The 21,303-nt window shown below is 46.0% G+C and carries 22 protein-coding genes; 6 read left to right on the forward strand and 16 right to left on the reverse strand.

Features of this window, described 5'->3' with window-relative positions; genetic code table 11:
- Window positions 1-48 precede the first annotated feature (48 nt).
- Window positions 49-939: an LOG family protein gene (locus WH43_RS03435; protein ID WP_053423253.1), complete on the forward strand. Its 891-nt coding sequence runs from the start codon at window positions 49-51 to the stop codon at window positions 937-939.
- An 18-nt stretch (window positions 940-957) separates the two neighbouring features.
- Here the strand turns inward: WH43_RS03435 and WH43_RS03440 are convergent, their stop codons facing one another.
- The 5 genes from WH43_RS03440 to WH43_RS03460 all read right to left on the reverse strand — a co-directional run bounded on the left by WH43_RS03440 (window position 958) and on the right by WH43_RS03460 (window position 6,901).
- Window positions 958-3,225, reverse strand: coding sequence for an arginine/lysine/ornithine decarboxylase (locus tag WH43_RS03440; RefSeq protein ID WP_053423254.1), 2,268 nt, complete (start codon window positions 3,223-3,225; stop codon window positions 958-960).
- Between the two features lie 303 nt (window positions 3,226-3,528).
- Entirely contained in the window at window positions 3,529-3,735 is a 207-nt protein-coding gene (locus WH43_RS03445) for a head-tail connector protein (RefSeq protein ID WP_053423255.1), read from the reverse strand.
- 135 nt (window positions 3,736-3,870) lie between these two features.
- Window positions 3,871-4,569, reverse strand: a complete 699-nt coding sequence (gene mtgA, locus WH43_RS03450) for a monofunctional biosynthetic peptidoglycan transglycosylase (protein WP_082335666.1) — start codon at window positions 4,567-4,569, stop codon at window positions 3,871-3,873.
- Between the two features lie 109 nt (window positions 4,570-4,678).
- Window positions 4,679-5,824 (reverse strand): bifunctional chorismate mutase/prephenate dehydrogenase, encoded by a 1,146-nt coding sequence (tyrA, locus tag WH43_RS03455; RefSeq protein ID WP_082335667.1) that lies wholly within the window; start codon window positions 5,822-5,824, stop codon window positions 4,679-4,681.
- Window positions 5,825-5,833: 9 nt separating this feature from the next.
- Window positions 5,834-6,901: a 3-deoxy-7-phosphoheptulonate synthase gene (locus WH43_RS03460; protein ID WP_053423256.1), complete on the reverse strand. Its 1,068-nt coding sequence runs from the start codon at window positions 6,899-6,901 to the stop codon at window positions 5,834-5,836.
- Window positions 6,902-7,249: 348 nt separating this feature from the next.
- Between WH43_RS03460 and WH43_RS03465 the strand changes: the two genes are divergently transcribed.
- Window positions 7,250-7,600, forward strand: coding sequence for a DUF3135 domain-containing protein (locus WH43_RS03465; protein WP_053423257.1), 351 nt, complete (start codon window positions 7,250-7,252; stop codon window positions 7,598-7,600).
- 102 nt (window positions 7,601-7,702) lie between these two features.
- Complete coding sequence (locus WH43_RS03470; RefSeq protein ID WP_053423258.1) at window positions 7,703-8,281, forward strand: response regulator; 579 nt, start codon at window positions 7,703-7,705, stop codon at window positions 8,279-8,281.
- A gap of 196 nt (window positions 8,282-8,477) precedes the next feature.
- Here the strand turns inward: WH43_RS03470 and WH43_RS03475 are convergent, their stop codons facing one another.
- The 8 genes from WH43_RS03475 to ffh all read right to left on the reverse strand — a co-directional run bounded on the left by WH43_RS03475 (window position 8,478) and on the right by ffh (window position 14,191).
- Window positions 8,478-9,704, reverse strand: a complete 1,227-nt coding sequence (locus WH43_RS03475; protein WP_053423259.1) for a threonine/serine exporter family protein — start codon at window positions 9,702-9,704, stop codon at window positions 8,478-8,480.
- 125 nt (window positions 9,705-9,829) lie between these two features.
- Entirely contained in the window at window positions 9,830-9,949 is a 120-nt protein-coding gene (locus tag WH43_RS19990) for a hypothetical protein (protein WP_286049437.1), read from the reverse strand.
- Window positions 9,950-9,972: 23 nt separating this feature from the next.
- Window positions 9,973-10,431 carry a DNA-J related domain-containing protein gene (locus tag WH43_RS03480; RefSeq protein ID WP_286049441.1) on the reverse strand — a complete coding sequence of 153 codons (459 nt, stop codon included), beginning with the start codon at window positions 10,429-10,431 and terminating at the stop codon, window positions 9,973-9,975.
- A gap of 256 nt (window positions 10,432-10,687) precedes the next feature.
- Window positions 10,688-11,047, reverse strand: a complete 360-nt coding sequence (gene rplS, locus WH43_RS03485) for a 50S ribosomal protein L19 (protein ID WP_046518264.1) — start codon at window positions 11,045-11,047, stop codon at window positions 10,688-10,690.
- Between the two features lie 22 nt (window positions 11,048-11,069).
- The gene (trmD, locus tag WH43_RS03490; protein WP_502694030.1) at window positions 11,070-11,846 is read right to left on the reverse strand and encodes a tRNA (guanosine(37)-N1)-methyltransferase TrmD; all 777 of its coding nucleotides are present in this window, start codon (window positions 11,844-11,846) and stop codon (window positions 11,070-11,072) included.
- Complete coding sequence (gene rimM / locus WH43_RS03495) at window positions 11,846-12,373, reverse strand: ribosome maturation factor RimM (RefSeq protein WP_053423261.1); 528 nt, start codon at window positions 12,371-12,373, stop codon at window positions 11,846-11,848. Before rimM ends, trmD begins: the two co-directional genes overlap by 1 nt.
- 32 nt (window positions 12,374-12,405) lie before the next feature.
- Window positions 12,406-12,657: a 30S ribosomal protein S16 gene (rpsP, locus tag WH43_RS03500; RefSeq protein WP_008898077.1), complete on the reverse strand. Its 252-nt coding sequence runs from the start codon at window positions 12,655-12,657 to the stop codon at window positions 12,406-12,408.
- Window positions 12,658-12,823: 166 nt separating this feature from the next.
- Entirely contained in the window at window positions 12,824-14,191 is a 1,368-nt protein-coding gene (gene ffh / locus WH43_RS03505) for a signal recognition particle protein (protein WP_053423262.1), read from the reverse strand.
- 180 nt (window positions 14,192-14,371) lie between these two features.
- On the opposite strand from ffh, the gene WH43_RS03510 reads away from it, so the two are divergent.
- Window positions 14,372-15,181: a cytochrome C assembly family protein gene (locus WH43_RS03510; RefSeq protein ID WP_053423263.1), complete on the forward strand. Its 810-nt coding sequence runs from the start codon at window positions 14,372-14,374 to the stop codon at window positions 15,179-15,181.
- A 92-nt stretch (window positions 15,182-15,273) separates the two neighbouring features.
- The gene (locus tag WH43_RS03515) at window positions 15,274-16,542 is read left to right on the forward strand and encodes an HlyC/CorC family transporter (protein WP_053423264.1); all 1,269 of its coding nucleotides are present in this window, start codon (window positions 15,274-15,276) and stop codon (window positions 16,540-16,542) included.
- A gap of 92 nt (window positions 16,543-16,634) precedes the next feature.
- Here the strand turns inward: WH43_RS03515 and WH43_RS03520 are convergent, their stop codons facing one another.
- The 3 genes from WH43_RS03520 to WH43_RS03530 all read right to left on the reverse strand — a co-directional run bounded on the left by WH43_RS03520 (window position 16,635) and on the right by WH43_RS03530 (window position 19,577).
- Entirely contained in the window at window positions 16,635-17,252 is a 618-nt protein-coding gene (locus WH43_RS03520; protein ID WP_053423265.1) for a transglycosylase SLT domain-containing protein, read from the reverse strand.
- 183 nt (window positions 17,253-17,435) lie between these two features.
- Complete coding sequence (gshA, locus tag WH43_RS03525; protein WP_053423266.1) at window positions 17,436-19,010, reverse strand: glutamate--cysteine ligase; 1,575 nt, start codon at window positions 19,008-19,010, stop codon at window positions 17,436-17,438.
- A 111-nt stretch (window positions 19,011-19,121) separates the two neighbouring features.
- Window positions 19,122-19,577 carry a CBS domain-containing protein gene (locus WH43_RS03530; protein ID WP_053423267.1) on the reverse strand — a complete coding sequence of 152 codons (456 nt, stop codon included), beginning with the start codon at window positions 19,575-19,577 and terminating at the stop codon, window positions 19,122-19,124.
- 93 nt (window positions 19,578-19,670) lie between these two features.
- On the opposite strand from WH43_RS03530, the gene WH43_RS03535 reads away from it, so the two are divergent.
- Complete coding sequence (locus tag WH43_RS03535) at window positions 19,671-21,218, forward strand: methyl-accepting chemotaxis protein (RefSeq protein WP_053423268.1); 1,548 nt, start codon at window positions 19,671-19,673, stop codon at window positions 21,216-21,218.
- Window positions 21,219-21,303: the final 85 nt, after the last annotated feature.

Consider the following 21,303-nt stretch of genomic DNA (forward strand, 5'->3'; position numbering starts at 1 on the left):
CAAACAATATGTTAGTTTATTAATTTTTCCTATCTCCGGAGTCTTTTTATGTCTGCTGATAATCCGCTGTATCAACGCCATCTGAGTTCTGCCCGTGAAGCAACAGAGCAACAAAGTCAGGATTTACTTGAGCATCCCTCTTACAAGCTGGCTTTTGCAGATAATGATTTTTTGATGCAGGACGAACTACGGCATGTACGTTTGCAGTTGGAGTACTTGAAACCTCAGTTGATCCTCGAGCAGCATCAAATCAATGCGACAGTTGTTGTCTTCGGCAGTGCTCGTTTTGTTTCACGTCAGCAGGCTGAACAGATGATTGCTGTAGCCCAGACTAAATTGACCCAACAGCCGGATGCTGTAGCACTGCAGCAGCAATTAAGAGAGGCTCAGCGACAGCTGAAAAACAGTGTCTATTACGAAGCGGCGGCCGAATTTTCAAGATTAGTCACTCAGCACAGCAAAGATTGTCCAGATAGCTCTCTGATGATTATCAGTGGTGGTGGACCAGGTGTGATGGAAGCCGCCAATAAAGGCGCTTATCAGGCAGGTGGTCAAAGTATTGGTCTGAATATAGTGCTGCCGCACGAGCAAAAACCTAACCCTTATATCACACCAGAGTTTTGCTTTCGTTTTCACTATTTTGCTATTCGTAAAATGCACTTCTTGCAACGAGCACGAGCTTTAGTCGCCTTCCCCGGAGGTTTTGGCACTCTGGATGAGTTGTTTGAAACTTTGACCTTATTGCAAACCGGCAAAGCCAACACAGTACCCGTCATACTTTACGATAAAAGCTTCTGGAATCGTTTGATTAACTTCGACATGCTGGTCGAGGAAGGATTAATTAAAGCAGAAGATCTGGAGCTTATTCAGTTTGTTGATACACCAGAGCAAGCCTGGCAAGCGATTTGTGATTGTTATCAGCTGGGCCAGAGTCTTTGACTCTGACCCAGTCATCCGTTATTGCGCTTTTACACAGTCGACAAAATATTCTGTTTTGCCGTTGCGCTCTTCACTGACCAGACCGTGAATATAAGTCTCAAAGCCCGGGAAACGACCATTAAATTCGCGGGCGAATTTCAGATAGTCCACTATCACAGTGTTGAACACTTCACCCGGCACTAATAGCGGGATACCAGGTGGGTAAGGCGTTAACATCACAGCGGTAATACGGCCGATCAGATCATCCAGCGGCACCCGATCCAGCTCTTTGTGTGCCATGGCAGCAAAAGCTTTGGATGGTTTCATCGCTGGTACCAGCTCAGATAAATACATCTCTGTGGTCATCTTGGCGACGTTGTTTTCGCGGTAGATCTGGTGAATTTGATCACATAAGTCCTTTAAACCAATACGTTCGTATTGAGGGTACTTGGCGATAAATTCCGGCAATACCCGCCACAATGGCGCGTTTTTATCGTAATCGTCTTTAAACTGCTGCAGCGCTGTCACCATGGTATTCCAACGGCCTTTGGTAATGCCGATGGTAAACATAATGAAAAACGAGTATAGACCGGTTTTTTCAATGACCACGCCGTGTTCGGCAAGATATTTAGCCACAATAGCAGCTGGAATACCTGACTCATCAAAATCACCGTCGACGTTTAAACCTGGTGTCAAAATGGTGGCTTTAATAGGGTCGAGCAGGTTAAAACCTTCAGCTATATCACCGAAACCATGCCAGCTCTCGCCCGCTTTTAACATCCAGGCATCGCGGTGATCCAGACCTTCGTCTGTTAAATCATCCGGTCCCCACACCTTAAACCACCAATCATCCCCATATTCGTCGTCGACTTTGCGCATAGCTCGGCGGAACTCCAGAGCTTCGTCCAGCGACTCTTCTACTAAGGCTGTGCCACCTGGCGCTTCCATCATGGCTGCAGCCACATCACAGGAGGCAATAATGGCGTATTGCGGACTGGTCGAGGTATGCATCAGATAAGCTTCATTAAACAGATGCTGATCCAGCTTGTTCTGCTGCGCATCCTGCACCAGGATTTGTGACGCCTGTGAAATACCAGCTAACAGCTTATGTGTCGACTGAGTCGAGAACACCATCGAAGTTTCACAACGTGGACGGCCTTCCCCTATCGCGTGATAATCGCCATAGAAATCATGGAAAGCGGCATGAGGTAACCAGGCTTCATCAAAGTGCAGGGTTTCAATTTCGCCATCCAGCAGCGACTTAATTTCCTCGACGTTATACAAGACGCCATCATAAGTCGACTGAGTAATAGTCAAAACCCGTGGTTTAACATCTGGATTTTGTTCCAACTTTTCACGGCAAAATGGATTGGCCAGCATTTTCTTACGAATGGTCGCAGGTTCAAACTCACTGCGTGGGATAGGGCCAATAATGCCGTAGTGGTTGCGCGTTGGCATTAAAAATACCGGCACAGCCCCTGTCATCATAATGGCGTGCAAAATAGACTTATGGCAGTTACGGTCAACCACAACTATATCACCCGGAGCCACTGTGGAGTTCCAGACGATTTTGTTGGAGGTAGAAGTGCCATTGGTGACAAAAAACAAATGATCCGCATTAAAAATACGAGCCGCATTGCGCTCTGAAGCCGCCACAGGACCTGTGTGATCCAATAACTGACCTAACTCATCGACCGCATTACAGACATCAGCACGTAACATGTTTTCACCAAAAAATTGGTGGAACATCTGACCCACAGGCGATTTTAAAAAGGCCACACCGCCTGAGTGTCCAGGACAATGCCAGGAGTAGGAGCCATCCTGTGCATAGTTGGTTAAGGCGCGGAAAAACGGTGGAGCCAGGGTATCTAAATAACTTTTCGCTTCACGAATAATATGACGCGCCACAAACTCTGGCGTGTCTTCGTGCATATGAATAAAACCATGCAGTTCACGTAAAATTGCATTAGGGATATGGCGAGAAGTACGGGTTTCTCCGTACAGATAAATTGGAATATCCGGATTGCGATGACGGATTTTATCAACAAAACCTTTAAGGTTTTCCAGCACCGATTGGCTGTCTTCCACAGAGCCGCCACCAAATTCTTCGTCATCAATAGACAAAATAAAACCAGCGGCCCGGCTTTGTTGTTGAGCAAAAGAGGTCAGGTCACCATAACTGGTGTAACCCACCACATCCATGCCTTCAGCCTCAATGGCTGCAGCCAGTTCACGAATGCCTGAACCACTGGTATTTTCGGATCTGAAATCTTCATCAATGATGATCAGAGGGAAGTAAAAACGCATGGAGTACCCCAAGCCGGTTAAAAGTGCGCAAAGGATACTTTATTTTGCAGAAAATTCCTCTAATCCGACCTGTTTTTCCTGCAGAAAAATCACAAATTACCCAAATAAGATAAAAAATCGGCTGAATACGTATTCACCAGAGCAGAAGCGCGGGGTGTCACAGAACGGACACAGCGTTTGGGCATCTTAGCTATGGCTGTAGCAAGACGCAGCTCTATTCCTGTTCTATACCCAGCGCTTCAGGGACTGCATGCAGTCCCTGCTTTTTTGCATTTTTATTTCCACCATCGCAGAACGGCCCACTTAAATACCTGAATACTCAGAACCCTGAATGGCATAGTGCTCAGGATTGTATCCAGCTTCGATTAAAAGCTCGATCATCTCATCCTCGCAGACGCCAACAAAACGCAGGTGCTGCGTTGCATCCTCGATGCTTTTCCCTTGCTGTAAATCGGCCTGGATAGTTTTTATATGCACAGAGCGCATAAATTCAGATGTTCTTTTGCCCATGATCAAACTCCGCTTCAACTCTTCAGTTGCGGCAGATCCTAAACAGCCTGAGCAAAGTTTGCAGCGAAAAAGCGTTAAAAATCGGAAATCTTCATCGGACAGTCACATCATAGTCATGAAAAAGTCATACTAGATTTAATTATCAGCAAAGCGCTGTTCTATCGGGGCTAATTGCCTCATTTGTTTTAAAATCCATTGCTGGCGTTTGTAAACATAAGGCGAAGGACTTTGTACTTTAAAACGCAGTGGATTAGGCAAAACAGCGGCTAGCAATGCTGCCTGATGGCGACTCAACTTGCTGGCGGGTCGTTTAAAAAATTTCTGCGCGGCAGCCTCAACCCCAAAAACTCCGGGACCAAACTCCACACTATTTAAATACACTTCTAAAATGCGTTCCTTGCCCCAGGTTAGCTCAATCAGACCAGTAAACACCAGCTCCAGCCCTTTGCGAAACCAGCTGCGGCCCGTCCATAAAAACACATTCTTTGCAGTTTGTTGGCTGATGGTGGAAGCACCACGCACTTTCCGGCCTCTGCTGTTGTACTCCAGTGCCTTTTCGATAGCTGCGGTATCAAAGCCATAGTGATCCGGAAACTTTTGATCTTCAGCCGCCACGACCGCTTGTTTCATCGCAGCGGAAATTTGTTCAAAAGGCACCCAGTCATGCTGCAATTCATAACTTTTATGATTATTCCACAGCGCCTGAATTTGCCGTTCAATCATTACTCCAGTGACGGGAACTGGTACAAAGGCGAATAAAATCACCAGACTCAAGGCCAGGATCACCAGATATTTAACAACGCGAAGCAGCTTACGAAACCAAATTGAAATCAATGACTTTCCATACAGATAAAAGTGTTCATCAGATTTGAGTGTAAAGCTCTCCAATAAAATGAGCCAGCTTTAGTTACTGGCTCTGGGTATATAACTGAAAGGACTTAATTTAACTACGTTCGTCCGAGGCTTTTTGTAGCAAACGGCGACTTTCCTGCAAAAACTGATCAGCCAAGGGTCCAAAAAACTGCTGGCCCTTGGCAAACTCCGCCATTAAACCTGCTTTGTCCCTTGCCGCTAACAAGTGTGATAATTGATTAAACCTGTGCTGATAACGCTGCAATAACCCCGTGACAGCACTGGAGGACAACATAATGTCAGCGTAAAGCTCAGCATTTTGTGCAAAGAGTCTGCCCACCATCGCCAGCTCCAACCGGTAAATAGGGGAACTTAATTCCAGCAACTGCTGTAAATCAGCCCGCTCTTCGGCCAAATGCACGCCATAAACTAAAGAGCTAAAGTGACGCATCGCCTGAATAAGTTGCATCAATTCATCATGCTGCTGTGCAGATTTTTCGGTCAGTACAGCGCCCCAGACTTTAAACTGCTGGATCAGCCACTGGTAGTGTTCAACATTACGCCCATGACTGACGACCACTACTTGCTTGGCGATGTTACTGATATCAGGACCAAACATAGGATGCAAACCCACTACGGCTCCGCTGTGTTTGGCCAGCATGGCAGTCAAAGGCCCGGTTTTGGTACTGGTTAAATCAGCCAGCACTGTGTCAGCATCTAATTCAGGCAACTGAGCTATAACCTGTTCAGTCACGGCAATAGGCACTGCGATCAGTATCAAAGCTGCGCCTTGCACCATAGCTTTTGCCTGATGCCAGTTATCTTGTTCCAGCACTTCCACGCTGTAGCCTGAACGCTGAAATAAACTGACAAAACGTTGACCTAAAGCACCTGCACCGCCCACTACAACAACTTTGTCTCCTTGGGTACGGCAACAAACAAAGCCTGCTTCCTGCGTCTGGTACGACTCGCGCATCACCCGGCGTAATACATCTTCAATCAAATCGGCTGAGACACCCGCCTGCTCGGCTTGCTGCCGGCGCGCTTTAATCAAGGACTGTTCACGTTCAGGCACATACAAAGGTAAAGCATAAAGCTGCTTTACCCTGCCTACTTCTGCGGTCACTGCAGCTCTTTTCGCCAACAATTCAACCAATTGACTGTCCAATACATCGATTTGCTGACGCAGTGGTAGCAGAGCAGTCATTGGCTCAGCCGTATTTAACGCATCATTCATATTTTCTTCTCAGGCTGCCACTTCAGAGGATTCAGCTAAGGATAGCTGCTGTTCTAAACCTGCCAACAACTCGGCAGTGGTGGCCCAGTCTATACAAGCGTCTGTTACAGATACACCGTAAAGTTCGGCTTTACCATCTACCAAATCCTGACGCCCGGCATGAATATGACTTTCCAGCATAATACCGATAATGGCTTTGTTGCCTTTGACACGCTGCTCAATCACAGACTGAGCCACAATACCTTGCCTGTTGTGATCTTTACTGGAATTGCCATGGCTACAGTCAATCACCAAACCTTCAGGTAAACCATGTTTACGCAGCGCAGCCAAGGCTGCCTGCACGCTGTCTTCGTCGTAATTAGGTTTAGAGCCGCCACGCAAAATCACATGGCCATCCGGGTTTCCGGCGGTTTGCACCAAAGAGACCTGACCTTTTTGGTTAATACCAATAAAGCTGTGACCACTGGCAGCTGATTGCAGCGCATTCAGTGCGATATTTAAATTCCCATCCGTGCCATTTTTAAAGCCAACCGGCATCGACAAGCCACTGGCCATTTCACGGTGAGTTTGTGACTCCACAGTACGGGCTCCGACGGCTGCCCAACTGATTAAATCAGATAAGTACTGCGGACTGATCGGATCTAAGGCTTCAGTAGCAGCAGGCAATTCCATCTCGACTAAATCAAGCAGTAAACGACGGCCTTTAGTTAAACCTGTTTCCAGATCAAAAGAGTCATCCAGATGCGGATCATTAATAAATCCCTTCCAGCCGACCGTAGTGCGGGGTTTTTCGAAGTACACCCGCATTACGATATACAAGGTATCCTTGTATTGCAGTTGCAACTGTTTCAAGCGACGGGCGTAATCCATAGCGGACACCGGGTCATGGATAGAGCAAGGACCTGTGATCACCAACAAACGTGGATCACGACCATGTACTATGTCAGCAATTTCCTGACGGGATTTCTGAATAAAGTCAGAACCTGCACCTGATAAAGGTAAAGCCTGTTTTAACACCGCAGGCGGGCTTAATAACTGCTCCGATACTATACGTAAATCGTCAACTATCTTAGTCATTTTTATGCTCCTGTTTGCATCATGCGTTGCCAAAGCGCCGGTTTTACTTGATAAATGCAAGCAGAACACCAGTAAACTTATATTTACAACACGTATTTAATTAATTACGAATAGAAGCATATTAAAAACCAAAGCTAAACAAGTCAACCATTAAAGCCAAACAAATAAGGGCCTAAACCAAAAACAACAGACAAAGAGGAATTGTATAAATTAATTTACATCATAATTGTGAATGCACTATGAAATGTTCTAAGCCCATCACCTGCTACTCAAACAATACGAATAACAAGCTGAAATGAATGGTCTACACTAAGAAACAACTTCTCTTTTTTGCAAATAGGCGCTGTTATGGCTGCTTCCACCTATTCACCGCTACCAGCTTTCGATGAATTACTGCATATGGCAAAACAAGATCCGGCTGCACTGGATCGGTTACAGCAGAAATTGAACCAGGAACTGATCGACGCGCAGACTGATAACGAGGGAAGAAAAGCCATTCAACAAACCTTATTCAGGCTACAGTCAGAACAATTGAGATATAAAGCTCCCCTGGTCCGGCTAACCAGAGCCTATCAACTCATGTTGTCGGAAATGAGCCGGATGCAGGATGCTCTGGAACTGTTATGCAAGACGCAAAAACCGCAGCAAAAACCTTGTGCAACTATTTTGCCGTTCAAGCAAAAGGAGAAGGACCCCTAGCTGAAAAAAAGCGGTTGAAAATCACAAAAAATAAAGTGACAGCGGCCTGTGTTCTCGTCTAGAATTGATAAAAATACAAAATATGATACCCATTAGCTCCGTATGAACAAAAGTAAGCACACAGAACCTTTATTGTCGACTCAACAAGCTGCTGATTTGCTTGGCGTTTCTTTACGCACGGTGCAGTTGTGGGTAGAAAAAGGTGCTCTGGACGCCTGGAAAACTCCAGGTGGTCATCGTCGTGTCACCCAGTCTTCTGTCGAACGCCTTCTGCTGAAAAATCAAACCCAACCTGTTGATAATTCAGTTCGCATTTTACTCGCTGAAGATGACGAGTTACTGAAACAACTTTATAGCCTGCAAATTGAATCCTGGGATTTACCCATCAGCTTGCAATCTGTCACCAACGGCATTGCCGGTTTGTTGAAAATCGGCGAATGGGCACCACAAATTTTGATCTCAGATTTGCAGATGCCTGAACTGGACGGTTTTCAGATGATCCGTGAACTGAAACTCTCTCCACGTCACGAAAATATGAAAATTATTGTTGTGACAGCACTAACAGATGCAGAAATTGCAGCTGGTGGCGGCTTACCTGAATCAGTGCAACTGATGCGAAAACCACTGTTATTCAGCGACTTAAAAGACCGCTTAGAGAAGTTACTACAAGAGCTGCGTTAATCGCAGCTTTTTTATATTTTGCTGTCATGCAAAATTTTCCGGCCAGTGGGCAGAGCCACTTACGCTCATCCGGGCATTGCCAAACTATTGGCAATGCTTTTACTGGCGGCGCCCTGACGGGCCATCGTCGCTGTGCTTCTCGCCCCGGTCATTTGTTTCAGCAGATTAGCTTTGGGTATAACGAAAATCGAATTTGCTACAACGCCTTTCTTGGTGGCAATGCCACGTTGGCAAATATAAAGCCTGCCACCAGCGACATAAAAATCAGAAAGGTTTGCTGACCCAATTGATCAGTCGCCACCATCTGCTGGCCCGAAACAAAAGCATTTAAGCCTATATAAGTTTTACTGCCAGGCACCAGTACGATCATGCCCTGCAAAGAGACTATGCTGGCCGGTGCATTCATCAGTCTGTTAAATAGGTTACCGTATAGACCTACAGCAAAAGCTCCGACAAAAGCTCCTAGTGCTAATCCCAGATAATAAGCGCCCCACAAGCTGGCTGCATAAGCAATAAAACCTGATAACAGCCCCCAGAGCGCGTGCCGCAATCTGGCTTTAAACACCACCACTAAGCTGACACATAAAATAGCGACAGCTAACCAACTGGTCCACTGCGGTACTGAAGGTGCGATTTGTGGCGGGATTTGGCCGAACAATACCTGACCTAAAGCTACGCCTAAGAAAGCACCAAAATACAGTTTAAACAACAACATCACCGCATCCATTACACGGGCTGTACCTGACACCAAATGACGGGCGGCGAGCTCAGCTAAACCCAGGGTTAAAGCCAGGCCAGGAATAAAGACGATGATGGCAGATAAAACCACCAAAGGTACGTTGATCATCGGGTCGATATACACAGCCACAGCTGTCGCCAACAAAGCCGAAACCAAAGCCACTAATGGCTCCAGCATATGAGCCACACGGCGCGACTTCATCGACCAGAGTACAAACAAATACACAATCAGGCTTAGTACTGTAGCCCAGAATACATCATGCCAGCTGGCGCGCATTAACATGGCAAAAGCGCCACCCGCAGCACCAAAAGCCGCAAAGGTAGCCCAACGGGAGTAAGGGTTAGGCGCAGCAGCAATTTGATCCAGCCGTTGATTGACATCCTGTAAGGTCAGTTTACTGCTGGCAAGCTGGTCAACCAGCTCATCTGTATAAGACAATGCACCTAAATCAAGCTCGCCGGGGCTTACTCGGGAAATATGAGTGTATTCATTTTCATCGCCAGGGATCCAAAGCACAAAAGTCAGCACTGTAGGCGTAATAGCAAAAGAGCCACCTATTTGCAGCAACTTGGCTACTTCCTGTAAGTGCGCTTCTAGGCGGTAAGCTGGGGTGCCAAACTTATGCAGCATTTTGCCAAGCTTGACAATAAAACGGCGTTTTTCAATAAAACTGGCGGAATCCACTTCAGGGTCCTTGTCGCGTTGCAACACAATACAGCTATTGTAGTGGGCTTTATAAAGTATGGATAGAACAGGATAAAGCTAAGTGATTGATAAAGGCTAAGTTACAGCACTTTTATAGTGCGGCTCTACGAAGATAGCTCAGCCAGCAGCCATTGGTATTCCTGCTGCAATAACTGAAAAGCTGCAGCATCGCCACCTTTATCCGGATGCAAACGCAGAGCCTGCTGTCGGTAGTTTCTTTTCAACTGGGCGACAGAATAAGGGCGGCTTAACTGCCATTTCTGCTGCAGAAACCTGTATCGAGCGCTTTATTTTGTTGATGCAGCTCCAGTTTTTTCCAAAACTCATTTAACAAAGACTGTAATTTATCATCCGTCATAGCACGCATATTCTGCCAGTCCAGATAATAGGCAGCTTTCTCCTGCTGCTCTTGCCATAACGCCACTGCATTATCGGGTAACGATGTCACCGTATAAACCATCACTTTGGCATAACCAATATGCAACAAGGCTACTTGCTCCTGCTGCCACTGCGCCTGCAGTACAAACAAATGATGATAAAGAATAAAGTGTTGTTGGAATAACAAAGAGTCGACGGCGAGAGAGCGGGGTTCGGGGAAAAAGGCTTTTAAATGGTGCAGCAATTCCTGCTCGCTGATCTCCCCTTGTCTGGACAACAGGAAAGCTTCGAGTGCGGTTACTAAATCATCTTGCAGTTCGGTATGCATAATCACATTAGAGACCAAAAAATTGTCAGGATCAATTTTTAACAATGCAAAGCATTGGCCCAAAGGGTGAGCGCCACGGATGGCTGCGAATAAAAAATTGTCAGGATCAATTTTTAACAATGCGAAGCATTGGCCCAAAGGGTGAGCGCCAAAGATGGCTGCGACATCGTCGCAACAACGTTCCCGACAGTTGCGACATACCGTCCTTCCGTAGACATAAAAAAAAGGCTGACACAAGGTCAGCCTTTCCAGTCGCTTAGTTAAGCTTTTCGCGGATACGCGCTGATTTACCTGAACGATCGCGTAAGTAGTAAAGCTTGGCACGGCGGACTGCGCCACGGCGTTTCAGCGTAATGCTGTCAATCATAGGGCTGTGCGTCTGGAATACACGCTCAACACCTTCGCCGTTGGAAATTTTACGAACTGTAAAAGATGAATGCAGACCACGGTTACGTTTAGCAATAACGATACCTTCGTATGCCTGCAGACGCGTTTTATCGCCTTCTTTTACTTTAACCTGAACTACTACAGTGTCACCTGGGCCAAATGCTGGCACGTCAGTTTTTAACTGTTCGTCTTCAAGTTGCTTGATAATGTTTTGGCTAACTTTGCTCATAACAATCTCACTTTACCTGGAATTAACTATCGTGTTGCTGCAACGCCTGGTGTTCCAATTGGAATTCATCCAGTAATTTGCGTTGCTCCTTAGTCAGAGCCAGGGCATTTAACATATCCGGCCGTCTTAACCAGGTTCTACCAAGAGCCTGCTTCAGACGCCAGCGTCGTATATTTTCATGGTGTCCACTCAGCAACACCGGTGGAACCTCTTTGTCTGCTAACACCGCAGGTCTGGTGTAGTGTGGGCAGTCTAACAAACCAGTTGCAAACGAATCCTGTTCTGCCGACTCTTCGTGCCCCAGTACGCCAGGTACTAGTCGCGATACCGCATCAATCAGCGTCATCGCAGGCAACTCGCCTCCACTCAGCACGTAATCCCCAATTGACCATTCTTCGTCAATTTCGGTTTCAATTACGCGTTCATCAATGCCTTCGTAACGGCCTGCCACTAACAGCAGTTTCGGGTAACGTGAAAGTTCCTGCACACCTTTTTGGTCTAATTTGCGGCCTTGCGGCGACAAATACACCGTATGTACATCTCCTCCGGCAGCTTGCTTGGCGGCGCGAATAGCGTCGGTCAGCGGCTGCACCATCATTAGCATACCTGGACCACCACCAAAGGGGCGATCATCGACGGTATTGTGTTTATCCGAAGTATAATCCCGCGGATTCCAGCACTCTACCTGTAACAATCCCTGCTTTACAGCACGGCTTGTTACACCAAACTTTGTTATAGCATCAAACATCTGCGGGAACAGAGTAATAACCCCAACCCACAAACCAGCTTGCTGCGACATTAAAAGTCCGGATCCCAGTCTACTAAGATACGTCGTTCAGCGTTATTCACTTCCTTAATGACAGAGTCAGTCAGGAAAGGGAGTAAACGCTCCGTCTTGCCAAATGCATCGGATTTATTGGCCTTCACAACGAGAACGTCGTTTGAGCCAGTTTCCATCATGTCGACCACTTCACCTAAGTGATAACCAGCCTCGTTCACTACTGCCATGCCCATCAGGTCACGCCAATAGAAATCACCTTCAGCAAGCTGAGGTAATGCAGAACGCTCTACTGCGATATCCGCATTGACGTAGAGTTGAGCCTGGTCGCGGTCAGCCACGTCTGCCAGTTTTACGATCAGGCCGTTGCCATGTCGTTTTTTACCGGAGATTTGCATTTGACGCCAGTTACCCTGCACTTGAATTTGCCAGGGTGTGTAATCAAAAATCCCTTCCGGGATATCGGTATAGGAGTTTACTTTTAGCCACCCGTTGATGCCGTAAACGGCGCCAAACTTACCTAAGACAACTAAATCTTTACCGTTCAAGGTGAAACTCCGACCTTTATTTATTTTAGCTATTAAGCAGCAGTTTTCTTAGCAGCTTTCACCAATGAAGCAACGCGGTCGCTTAAAGAAGCGCCTTGCGATACCCAGTGGTTGATACGCTCTAAGTCAATACGCGTTTGCTCTTCAGTACCGCTAGCGATTGGGTTGAAAAAACCCACGCGCTCAATGAAGCGGCCATCACGGGCAAAACGGCTGTCCGCTACCACAACTTGGTAAAATGGACGCTTTTTCGCGCCACCACGTTGTAAACGAATAGTTACCATACCGTCCTCTAATAATCGTTCAGGATTTAAAAAAATAACAAACCCCGCGGTCAGACCGTGGGGTCGGTGAATTGTACGGATTTTTACCTGCTTTGCAAGGTTTTTCGGGCTTTGGCAGCATATTTCAGCTTTTGCCAAAGCCAACAACAAAGCTCGGCTGCAGGGCTTAACGTGGAGGTAACAGTCCAGGCGGTAACTTGCCACCCATGCCTCGCATCATCTTCATCAAGCCGCCTTTACCCGACATCTGCTTCATCATTTTCTGCATTTGGGTAAATTGCTTCAGCAGTTGGTTCACATCCTGCACTTGGGTACCTGAACCTGCAGCTATACGTTTTTTCCGCGAGCCTTTGATTAAATCCGGAAACAAGCGCTCTTTTTTCGTCATGGAATTAATAATGGCTTCCATTTTATTGAACTGCTTATTACCCATCTGATCCATAGCACCAGCCGGTAAATTTTTCATGCCAGGTAATTTGTCCAGCATCGACATCATGCCACCCATACCACGCATCTGTACAAGCTGGTCACGGAAGTCTTCTAAACTAAAGCCCTGCCCTTTCATCACTTTGGCAGCGACTTTAGCGGCTTGTTCTTTATCAACCTTCTGCTCGATTTGCTCAATCAGGCTCATCACATCGCCCATACCCAGAATACGGGAGGCGATACGATCCGGATGGAATGGCTCTAAGGCGTCAGTTTTTTCGCCCATACCGATAAACTTAATCGGCTTACCGGTGATATGACGAATAGATAAAGCAGCACCACCACGAGCGTCACCATCGGCTTTAGTCAGGATCACACCGGTCAGAGGCAAAGCTTCATTAAAAGCTTTCGCTGTATTGGCCGCATCCTGGCCTGTCATGGCATCGACCACAAACAGAGTTTCGATAGGTTTCACCGCAGCATGCAGTGCTTTGATTTCACCCATCATTTCTTCATCCACATGAAGACGACCAGCGGTGTCGACGAGCAGCACATCAAAAATTTGTAAGCGGGCATGAGCTATAGCCGCGTTGACTATATCTATAGGCTTTTGTGTCACGTCGCTTGGGAAACACTCCACACCCACTTCTTTAGCCAGCGTTTCTAACTGCTTAATAGCAGCAGGACGATAGACGTCAGCAGAGACCACCAATACTTTTTTCTTTTTGCGCTCTTTTAAGAACTTAGCCAGTTTACCGACAGAAGTGGTTTTACCCGCCCCCTGTAAACCTGCCATTAAAACCACAGCAGGTGGCTGAACATTAAGCGCCAGCTCTTCGTTCGCTTCGCCCATCGCATCTTCTAATGCTTTACGGACGATTTTCAGAAATTCCTGACCAGGTGTCAGACTTTTACTGACTTCAATACCTACTGAGCGTTCTTTGACCTGATTGACAAAGTCACGCACTACAGGCAAAGCAACGTCAGCTTCTAACAGAGCCATCCTTACTTCACGTAAGGTTTCTTTGATATTATCTTCAGTTAAACGACCACGACCACTGATGTTCTTCAGCGTTTTGGTTAGGCGGTCCGACAGGTTTTCAAACATAACTTAGCACCTGATATACAATATTGCCGGATTATATACCCAAGTGACCTCAAGATGCGAGTTAGCAGTCAGCCGCCATCTGAGCAGAAGCTGTTACTCTGAATACCTCAGCTTAGGCTGTCAAATGCGAGTAATTTGCAATAGAATGTTAAATCTTCACGAATCAACAGGATCTGATTTATGTTAGTTGAGCTGTTACCCGGTGTGGCATTAGTTGGTTATCTGCTGGCAACAGTAATGGTCTTGTCACGTCTGGTGCATCCACAAGGCCCGAACTATAAATTGATGTTCAGTGCAGCTTTAATAGCTATCGTCTGCCACATGCTGTTTCTGGCTGACTCAATTTTTGCGGACTCTGGCCAAAACTTCAGTTTGTTGAATGTGATCTCACTGGTATGTTGGCTGATCAGCACAGCTATTACTGTCACGGCTCTTCGTACCCCAACCGTCTTATTGCTTCCGATAGTCTATGGTTTTTCAGCGCTGACGCAATTAGCGGTTCTGGCGCTACCGACTGAAGTGCAAATGCAACACTTTGAACACAATCCTATATTACTGATGCATATCATAGTAGCCTTCGTCGCCTATACGCTGCTCATAGTCGCCACTCTCCACTCTCTGCAAGTGCACTACATTAGTAAAAAACTAAAACAAAAAGACTTTATGCTGGGTAATCAGTTCTTGCCGCCTCTGCTTCAGGTAGAACAGCTGCAGTTCAGAGTGTTATTGCTCGGTACTTTATTACTGGGTTTAACTTTATTCAGTGGAGCAGCCTTTACTGATAACTGGCTGGCTGCACATAACCTGCATAAAAATATTTTGAGTTCCATCGCCTTTCTGGTGTTTGTGGTGCTGTTATGGGGTCATGCTCAATTAGGTTGGCGTGGTCGTCTGGCCATTGCATTAACCTTTACTGGCAGTACTTTGCTGACTCTGGCTTATTTTGGCAGTCGTTTCGTGCGTGAAGTGATACTGGAACGGCTCGGATAACAGCTTTTTACCGCTAAGGGTCATTAAGGCTTGACTTGGCGGGCACTTCATAATATCAAATAGCTTCGATTAGCCCTACAGGTACAGTACTTTTGGACGAGATCTCAACCAGCACCCTCTTTATCATATTGGGACTGCTGGTGTTATGTTCTGCATTCTTCTCAGCTTCTGAAACCGGCATGATGTCGGTGAACCCATACAAGCTTAAACATCTGGCCAATGAACAGCATAAAGCTGCGCTGCGCGTCACAGCAATGCTGGAACGCCGTGATCGGCTGATTGGTTTGATTCTGGTGGGGAATAATCTGGTCAATATTGCCGCTTCTGCAATTGCGACAGTGATTGGTCTTCGACTCTACGGCGATTTTGGTATTGCCATAGCCACAGTAGCGCTGACAGTGATTATCCTGATTTTTGGCGAGGTGACACCAAAAACACTGGCAGCTTTGCATCCGGAACGAGTGGCTTTTCCTAGTTCTGTAGTGCTCAAACCCCTGATGAAAGTGCTTTATCCTGTGGTCTGGTTACTGAATAAAATCTGCAATACTTTTTTAGGCTGGCTAGGGGTCAGTGCTGAACAACATCACGGCAGCAGCTTAAGCTCTGAAGAACTGCGCACTGTAGTGCACGAGGCCGGAGCTTTAATTCCGCAACAACACCAAAATATGCTGGTCGGAGTGCTGGACTTAGAAAAAGCCACAGTGGAAGATATTATGATCCCCCGTAACGAATTAGTTGGGGTCGATATTAACGACGAATGGAAAGACATAGTACGCCAGCTGTCTAACAGTCAACACAACCGAATTTTGTTGTACCGTGACAGCGTTGATGATGCTTTGGGTTTTATCCATAGCCGCGAGCTGGCTCGCTTAGCATTGAAAGAACAACTGAATAAAGCCTCTTTATTACGTTCAGTGCGGGAAATTTATTTTATTCCGGAAAATACCCCACTCAATACCCAGCTACATAAGTTTCAAAGCTCGAAAGAGCGTATAGGTCTGGTAGTGGATGAGTACGGTGATATTCAGGGTTTAGTGACCTTAGAAGATATACTTGAAGAGGTAGTAGGTAACTTCACTACCGATATCGCAGATCATCAGAATAACGAAATTCAGCCTCAAGCCGATGGTAGTTATCTGGTCGACGGCGGTATCAACTTAAGAGATTTAAACCGCGATATGCAGCTGAACTTTCCAACAGACGGCCCTAAGACCTTAAATGGTCTGGTGTTGGAATACCTGGAAGAAATTCCGGAAGCCAGCTTGGGTTTAACCTTGGCAGGCTGCCCTATGGAGATTATCGAAGTGCAGGACAATATGATTAAGACAGTGCGGTTAATGCCTCACTTACAGCAGGATTAATAGATTCCGTCGTACTTGAATTTAAAATTTGAGCCGGGCGCGGATAAACCGCGCTCCAGCCATGGCATTTTCCTCTACACAACTGGATTGAGTTAACCAAACAAACCAAAAAACCAGCCGCTTTTAAACTCGTCTTCACAGCTCTGCAACTGACGTTGATACATGGTTGCACGCTGCTGAACCTTGCGGGACGTTTCCATCAACCAGCGCTTTTTATAGTAGCTGCCACGCTTATAACCGCCCCAGCCCTCGTGATAATTCAGGTACTGAGCATAGGCATCCGACTTCGATACTCTATTAATACGGCTGCTTTTATTGATATACCAACCCATAAAATCCAGCGCATCGTCAAAGTTGGAGCGGGCCGCAAAATAACTGCCCGTCTCCCGACCATAGTCTTCCCAGGTTTCATCTTTCACTTGAGCATAACCATAAGCTGTACTGGCCCGACCGACAGGAATAAATCCGAACCAATACTGCATCGGAGGCTGCGCATCATGCTTAAAGCTGCTTTCCTGATACATCATCGCCATAGGCACATGAATAGGCACGTCCCATTTATCGCGCATATCCGCGGCGGCATCATACCAATCGTCATGTTCGCGGAATATGTCACATAAATTAGAGCTATTTTTTGGCGGAGCTGTCGCGCAACCTGTCAGTGCTGTGGCTAGTGATAAGAAGAGTAAAGTTTTTTTAATTTTTTTCATCGGACGCTGAACTTTTTAAAACACAACTCAGACTAACCCAATGAATGGATTCAACCAAGTTTTTGTTTTTCATCCCTGGATTATCCTTATCCTTAGTTTTCACGGCCAGCTTGCTGGCCGTTTTTTTATCTGTAAGATAAGGAATTTGTAAACAAAAACCGGATTCAAAATCCGGTTTAATCTTTATAAATCAGCAAAGTATCGTTCGAGATACTGATCAAAACTCAGGTCATCTGCCTGCTCGATCTCTTGTTGTTCACGTAAAGATTGCTCGGCCATTTTTTCAAACTCAGCCTCGCTATAAATTTGATAATCCATCGCCGCCAGTTGCTGTCTGTACTGCTCTGCCAAAGACAAGGCATAATAAGGGCTGTCCTGTTGCTGCGCTATTAAACGACTGAGTAACTTGCCTGAGTAAGTTTGGTTTGGATCAAGCAAGCCTAAATAAAACTCTTTCATCACAGCTTTATAGGCATCACCACCATAAGCTGCGTCCATCCACTCGGCAATCGGCATTAGATCGGCAAATAACTGCTCTGCCCAGTCCAACATCAACCGAGGCTGCCCTTGGTCATTCAAATCCAGATTTTGTCGGCGACCGTCAGTAACAACTTTACGTAAATTCTGCTCTGTGATCGTTTGTTCTTCAGCAGATAAATCCGGACTTTGCTCTAATAAACAATAAATTAAGAACAAATCGAGAAAGCGCATTTGCTCCGCATTTATGCCTACAGCACTGAATGGGTTCACGTCTAAAGCCCGCACTTCAATATATTCGACACCACGGCGTTTTAATGCACAAGTTGGTCGTTCCCCACTTTGAGTGGTTCGTTTTGGTCGAATAGTCGAATAGAATTCGTTTTCGATTTGCAGAATATTGTTGTTCAGTTGCTGATATTCGCCGTCCACTTTGATGCCAATAGAAGCATATTCTGCAGAAGGCGTCGAAATAGCCTGGCGCAGGCCTTGAATATAATCAGGCAGGTTGTTGTAACTGATATTCAAACTGGACTGAGCACTGTTGGTGTAGCCCAAATCACTCATCCGCAAGGAGGTAGCATAAGGTAAATACAAAGAGCCTTTACCCAAGGTCTGGAACTTGTATTTAGGTTCACGCCCCTGCAAAAACGAGCTGCACATTGCAGGTGACGCACCAAACAAATACACCACCAGCCAGACATATCTTTTGTAGTTACGAATTAAGTGCAGGTACTGAGCAGAAATAAAGTCCTGTAACGAACTGGTATCGCCTAATAACTCTTGATACTGCTGCCAAAACTCTTGTGGGATAGAGAAGTTAAAATGCACACCACTGATAGCCTGCATCATACTGCCATAACGGTTTTTAAGACCCTGACGGTAGACAGTTTTCATAGTACCGACATTAGAGCTGCCGTACTGCGCCAGGCGGATCTCGTCCTGATTATCGATATAACAAGGCATTGAACCAGCCCACAGCCGTTCTTCACCAATGTGAGAGAGAGCAAACTTATGGATGTCGGTCAGCTGTTTTAGCGTAACTTCTATATTAGTCTGCGCTGGAGTAATAAACTCAAGCAAAGACTCAGAAAAATCTGTAGTGATTAAAGGATGAGTTAAAGCCGAACCTAAAGCTTTCGCATGATCGGTTTGTGCCAGTTGACCATCGGGTTTGATCCGCAATGTCTCCCGCTCAATACCCCGTCTGATCCCTTTAATCGCAGTTTTAAATGACGTGGTGCCAAGCGCAGCCAGACGTTGTTCGAGGAAATGACTCAAGCTGATCCCTTAATTCTGAATAAAAAGCAGAGCATAAAATGGGGCGACTTAAATTAAAAAACAAGAGCGCCGGCAGATTAAGTTTCTCTGACAAAAAATGATGCTGTTAGTTTACTCTTCTTCAGACGAGGCACCATAAGCTAATCTGCTTTTGCGCGCCGCCTGCAATACTACAACCCGCATAATATCTTTCCACGACACTATACCTATAGCCAGGTTATCCAGATCAGTCACAGGCAAACAACCAATATTGTGTTTGAGCAATAAAGCCGCTGCTTTCACTACTGGACAGTCTTCAGGCACCGCAATCACAGGGCTGGTCATCACATGCTTAATTTTACGACTGGTGACAAAAATATCTAAGGTTTTTTCTGAAGCGGCATCCATCACTGGAGCCAGTGCTTTGAAATAATCCTTTACTGAAACTATACCTACCAAACGTCGGCTGGCATCAACCACAGGCACATGCTGAAATTTTGACTGGTTAAAAATATCTTTTAAGACAGACAAACTCATATCCGGGTCAACCATAGTCAACTTTCTGGTCATAATGGCAGATACTTGCATAATGCTCCTAGGCTCGCTTATCTGAGAGATCTTTGAAATAATGCCGCCGCTTTGATCCAGATTAACTGAATGATAAATAAAAAGGAAATATGCATGAACCGCCGCAACCAGCACCTAGTTGACCAGGAAGTTCAGTACGACGCCGGACAAGAGCTTGTCTCCACTACAGATACCCGTGGCGTTATCACTTATGCAAACCCTGCGTTTTGTCAGGTGGCAGGATACAGCGAGGATGAACTTGTCGGTAAAAACCATAATCTGGTGCGTCACCCAGACATGCCTGCAGCCGCTTTTGCTGATCTTTGGAGCCACTTAAAACAAGGGCAATCCTGGCGCGGCATGGTCAAGAATCGCTGTAAGGACGGCCGTTATTATTGGGTCGATGCTTTTGTTACCCCTATTTATCAGCAACAACAACTGGTGGGTTACCAATCAGTACGAGTCAAAGCGAGCCCGGATTTGATCCAAAGAGCCGATCGTTGTTATCAGGCAATTAATTCCGGCAAAGCAGTTAGCCAGTGGAGTGGCAATAGCAGTTTACGTCGACTGATTGCTCTGTTGTGCAGTTTAATTTTAATCACTGCTGGCGCATTACTCTGGTCTCATGCGTTATGGCTGGCGTTACTTATTCCAGCCATTTTCTTTATACTGATGTATGAAGAATTAGTAGATATTCCAGCCCAGCTACTGAAGATTAAGCAAGATTTTGACTCGGTATCCCGTTATATCTACAGCGGTAAAACCGCATTTTCAGTCGCAGATTTCCGTCACCAGATGCATCAGGCTCGTTTGCGCACTGTGTTAGGCCGTACCAAAGATAGCACTAACAAACTAACCAGTATTGCCGATACGCTGGAAGAAGCTGTGCATTTAACAGAACGTGGTATTCATCAACAAAGTCAACAACTGGTGTCTATTGCTGCTGCCACTCAACAATTAAGTAGCACAGTACTGGATATTGCCGAACGTACAGGTGAAACCAATCAGAAAGTGGGCGAAGCGCAGCAGATTTGTCATCAGGCTGAACAAGTCATGCAATTAACCGCTAACACAGTAAAAAAACTAGCGGTAGAAGTTCAGGGCGCAGCCAGTACAGCAGATAACTTAGCGGTTGAAGCTGAACGCATTGGTGCAGTCATGACAGAGATTCAGGGAATAGCAGATCAAACCAACTTATTGGCGTTAAACGCTGCTATCGAAGCAGCACGGGCTGGTGAACATGGTCGCGGCTTTGCTGTTGTTGCTGATGAAGTCCGTGCCCTGTCATCACGCACTCATAAAGCCACAGAGCAAATACAGCGCTCTATTGGTGAAATTCAGCAAACTTTACTGAGCTGGGGCAAAACTATGACCCAAAGCCGCGAGCAGGTAGAAGAATGTGTCACTCAAACCACCCACAGTACAGAACAACTGACTGATATAGTGGCGATGGTGAACACCATCGATCATTTATCATCGCAAATCGCCACTGCAGCCACTCAACAAGGCCAGGTTGCCAGCGAAGTGGCAAGCAATGTGCAAAATATCCAGCATATTGCCGACGAAAACTTAAATAATATGCAACTGGTCGCTGACAACAATAAACGTTTGCATCAGCAAGCAGCTGAAATAGCAAACTTAAGCAAAACCTTCAGTCAGTAATTTTGGTTGTGAAAAAGCCCGCAGCAGCGGTAATGCCGATCAGATAAGCATTTTTCAGATCGGTTGACCGATCCAGTGGTTGATG

Origin of the sequence: Rheinheimera sp. KL1 (assembly GCF_001275035.1) — a bacterium.
In the GTDB taxonomy this organism is placed as follows: domain Bacteria; phylum Pseudomonadota; class Gammaproteobacteria; order Enterobacterales; family Alteromonadaceae; genus Pararheinheimera; species Pararheinheimera tangshanensis.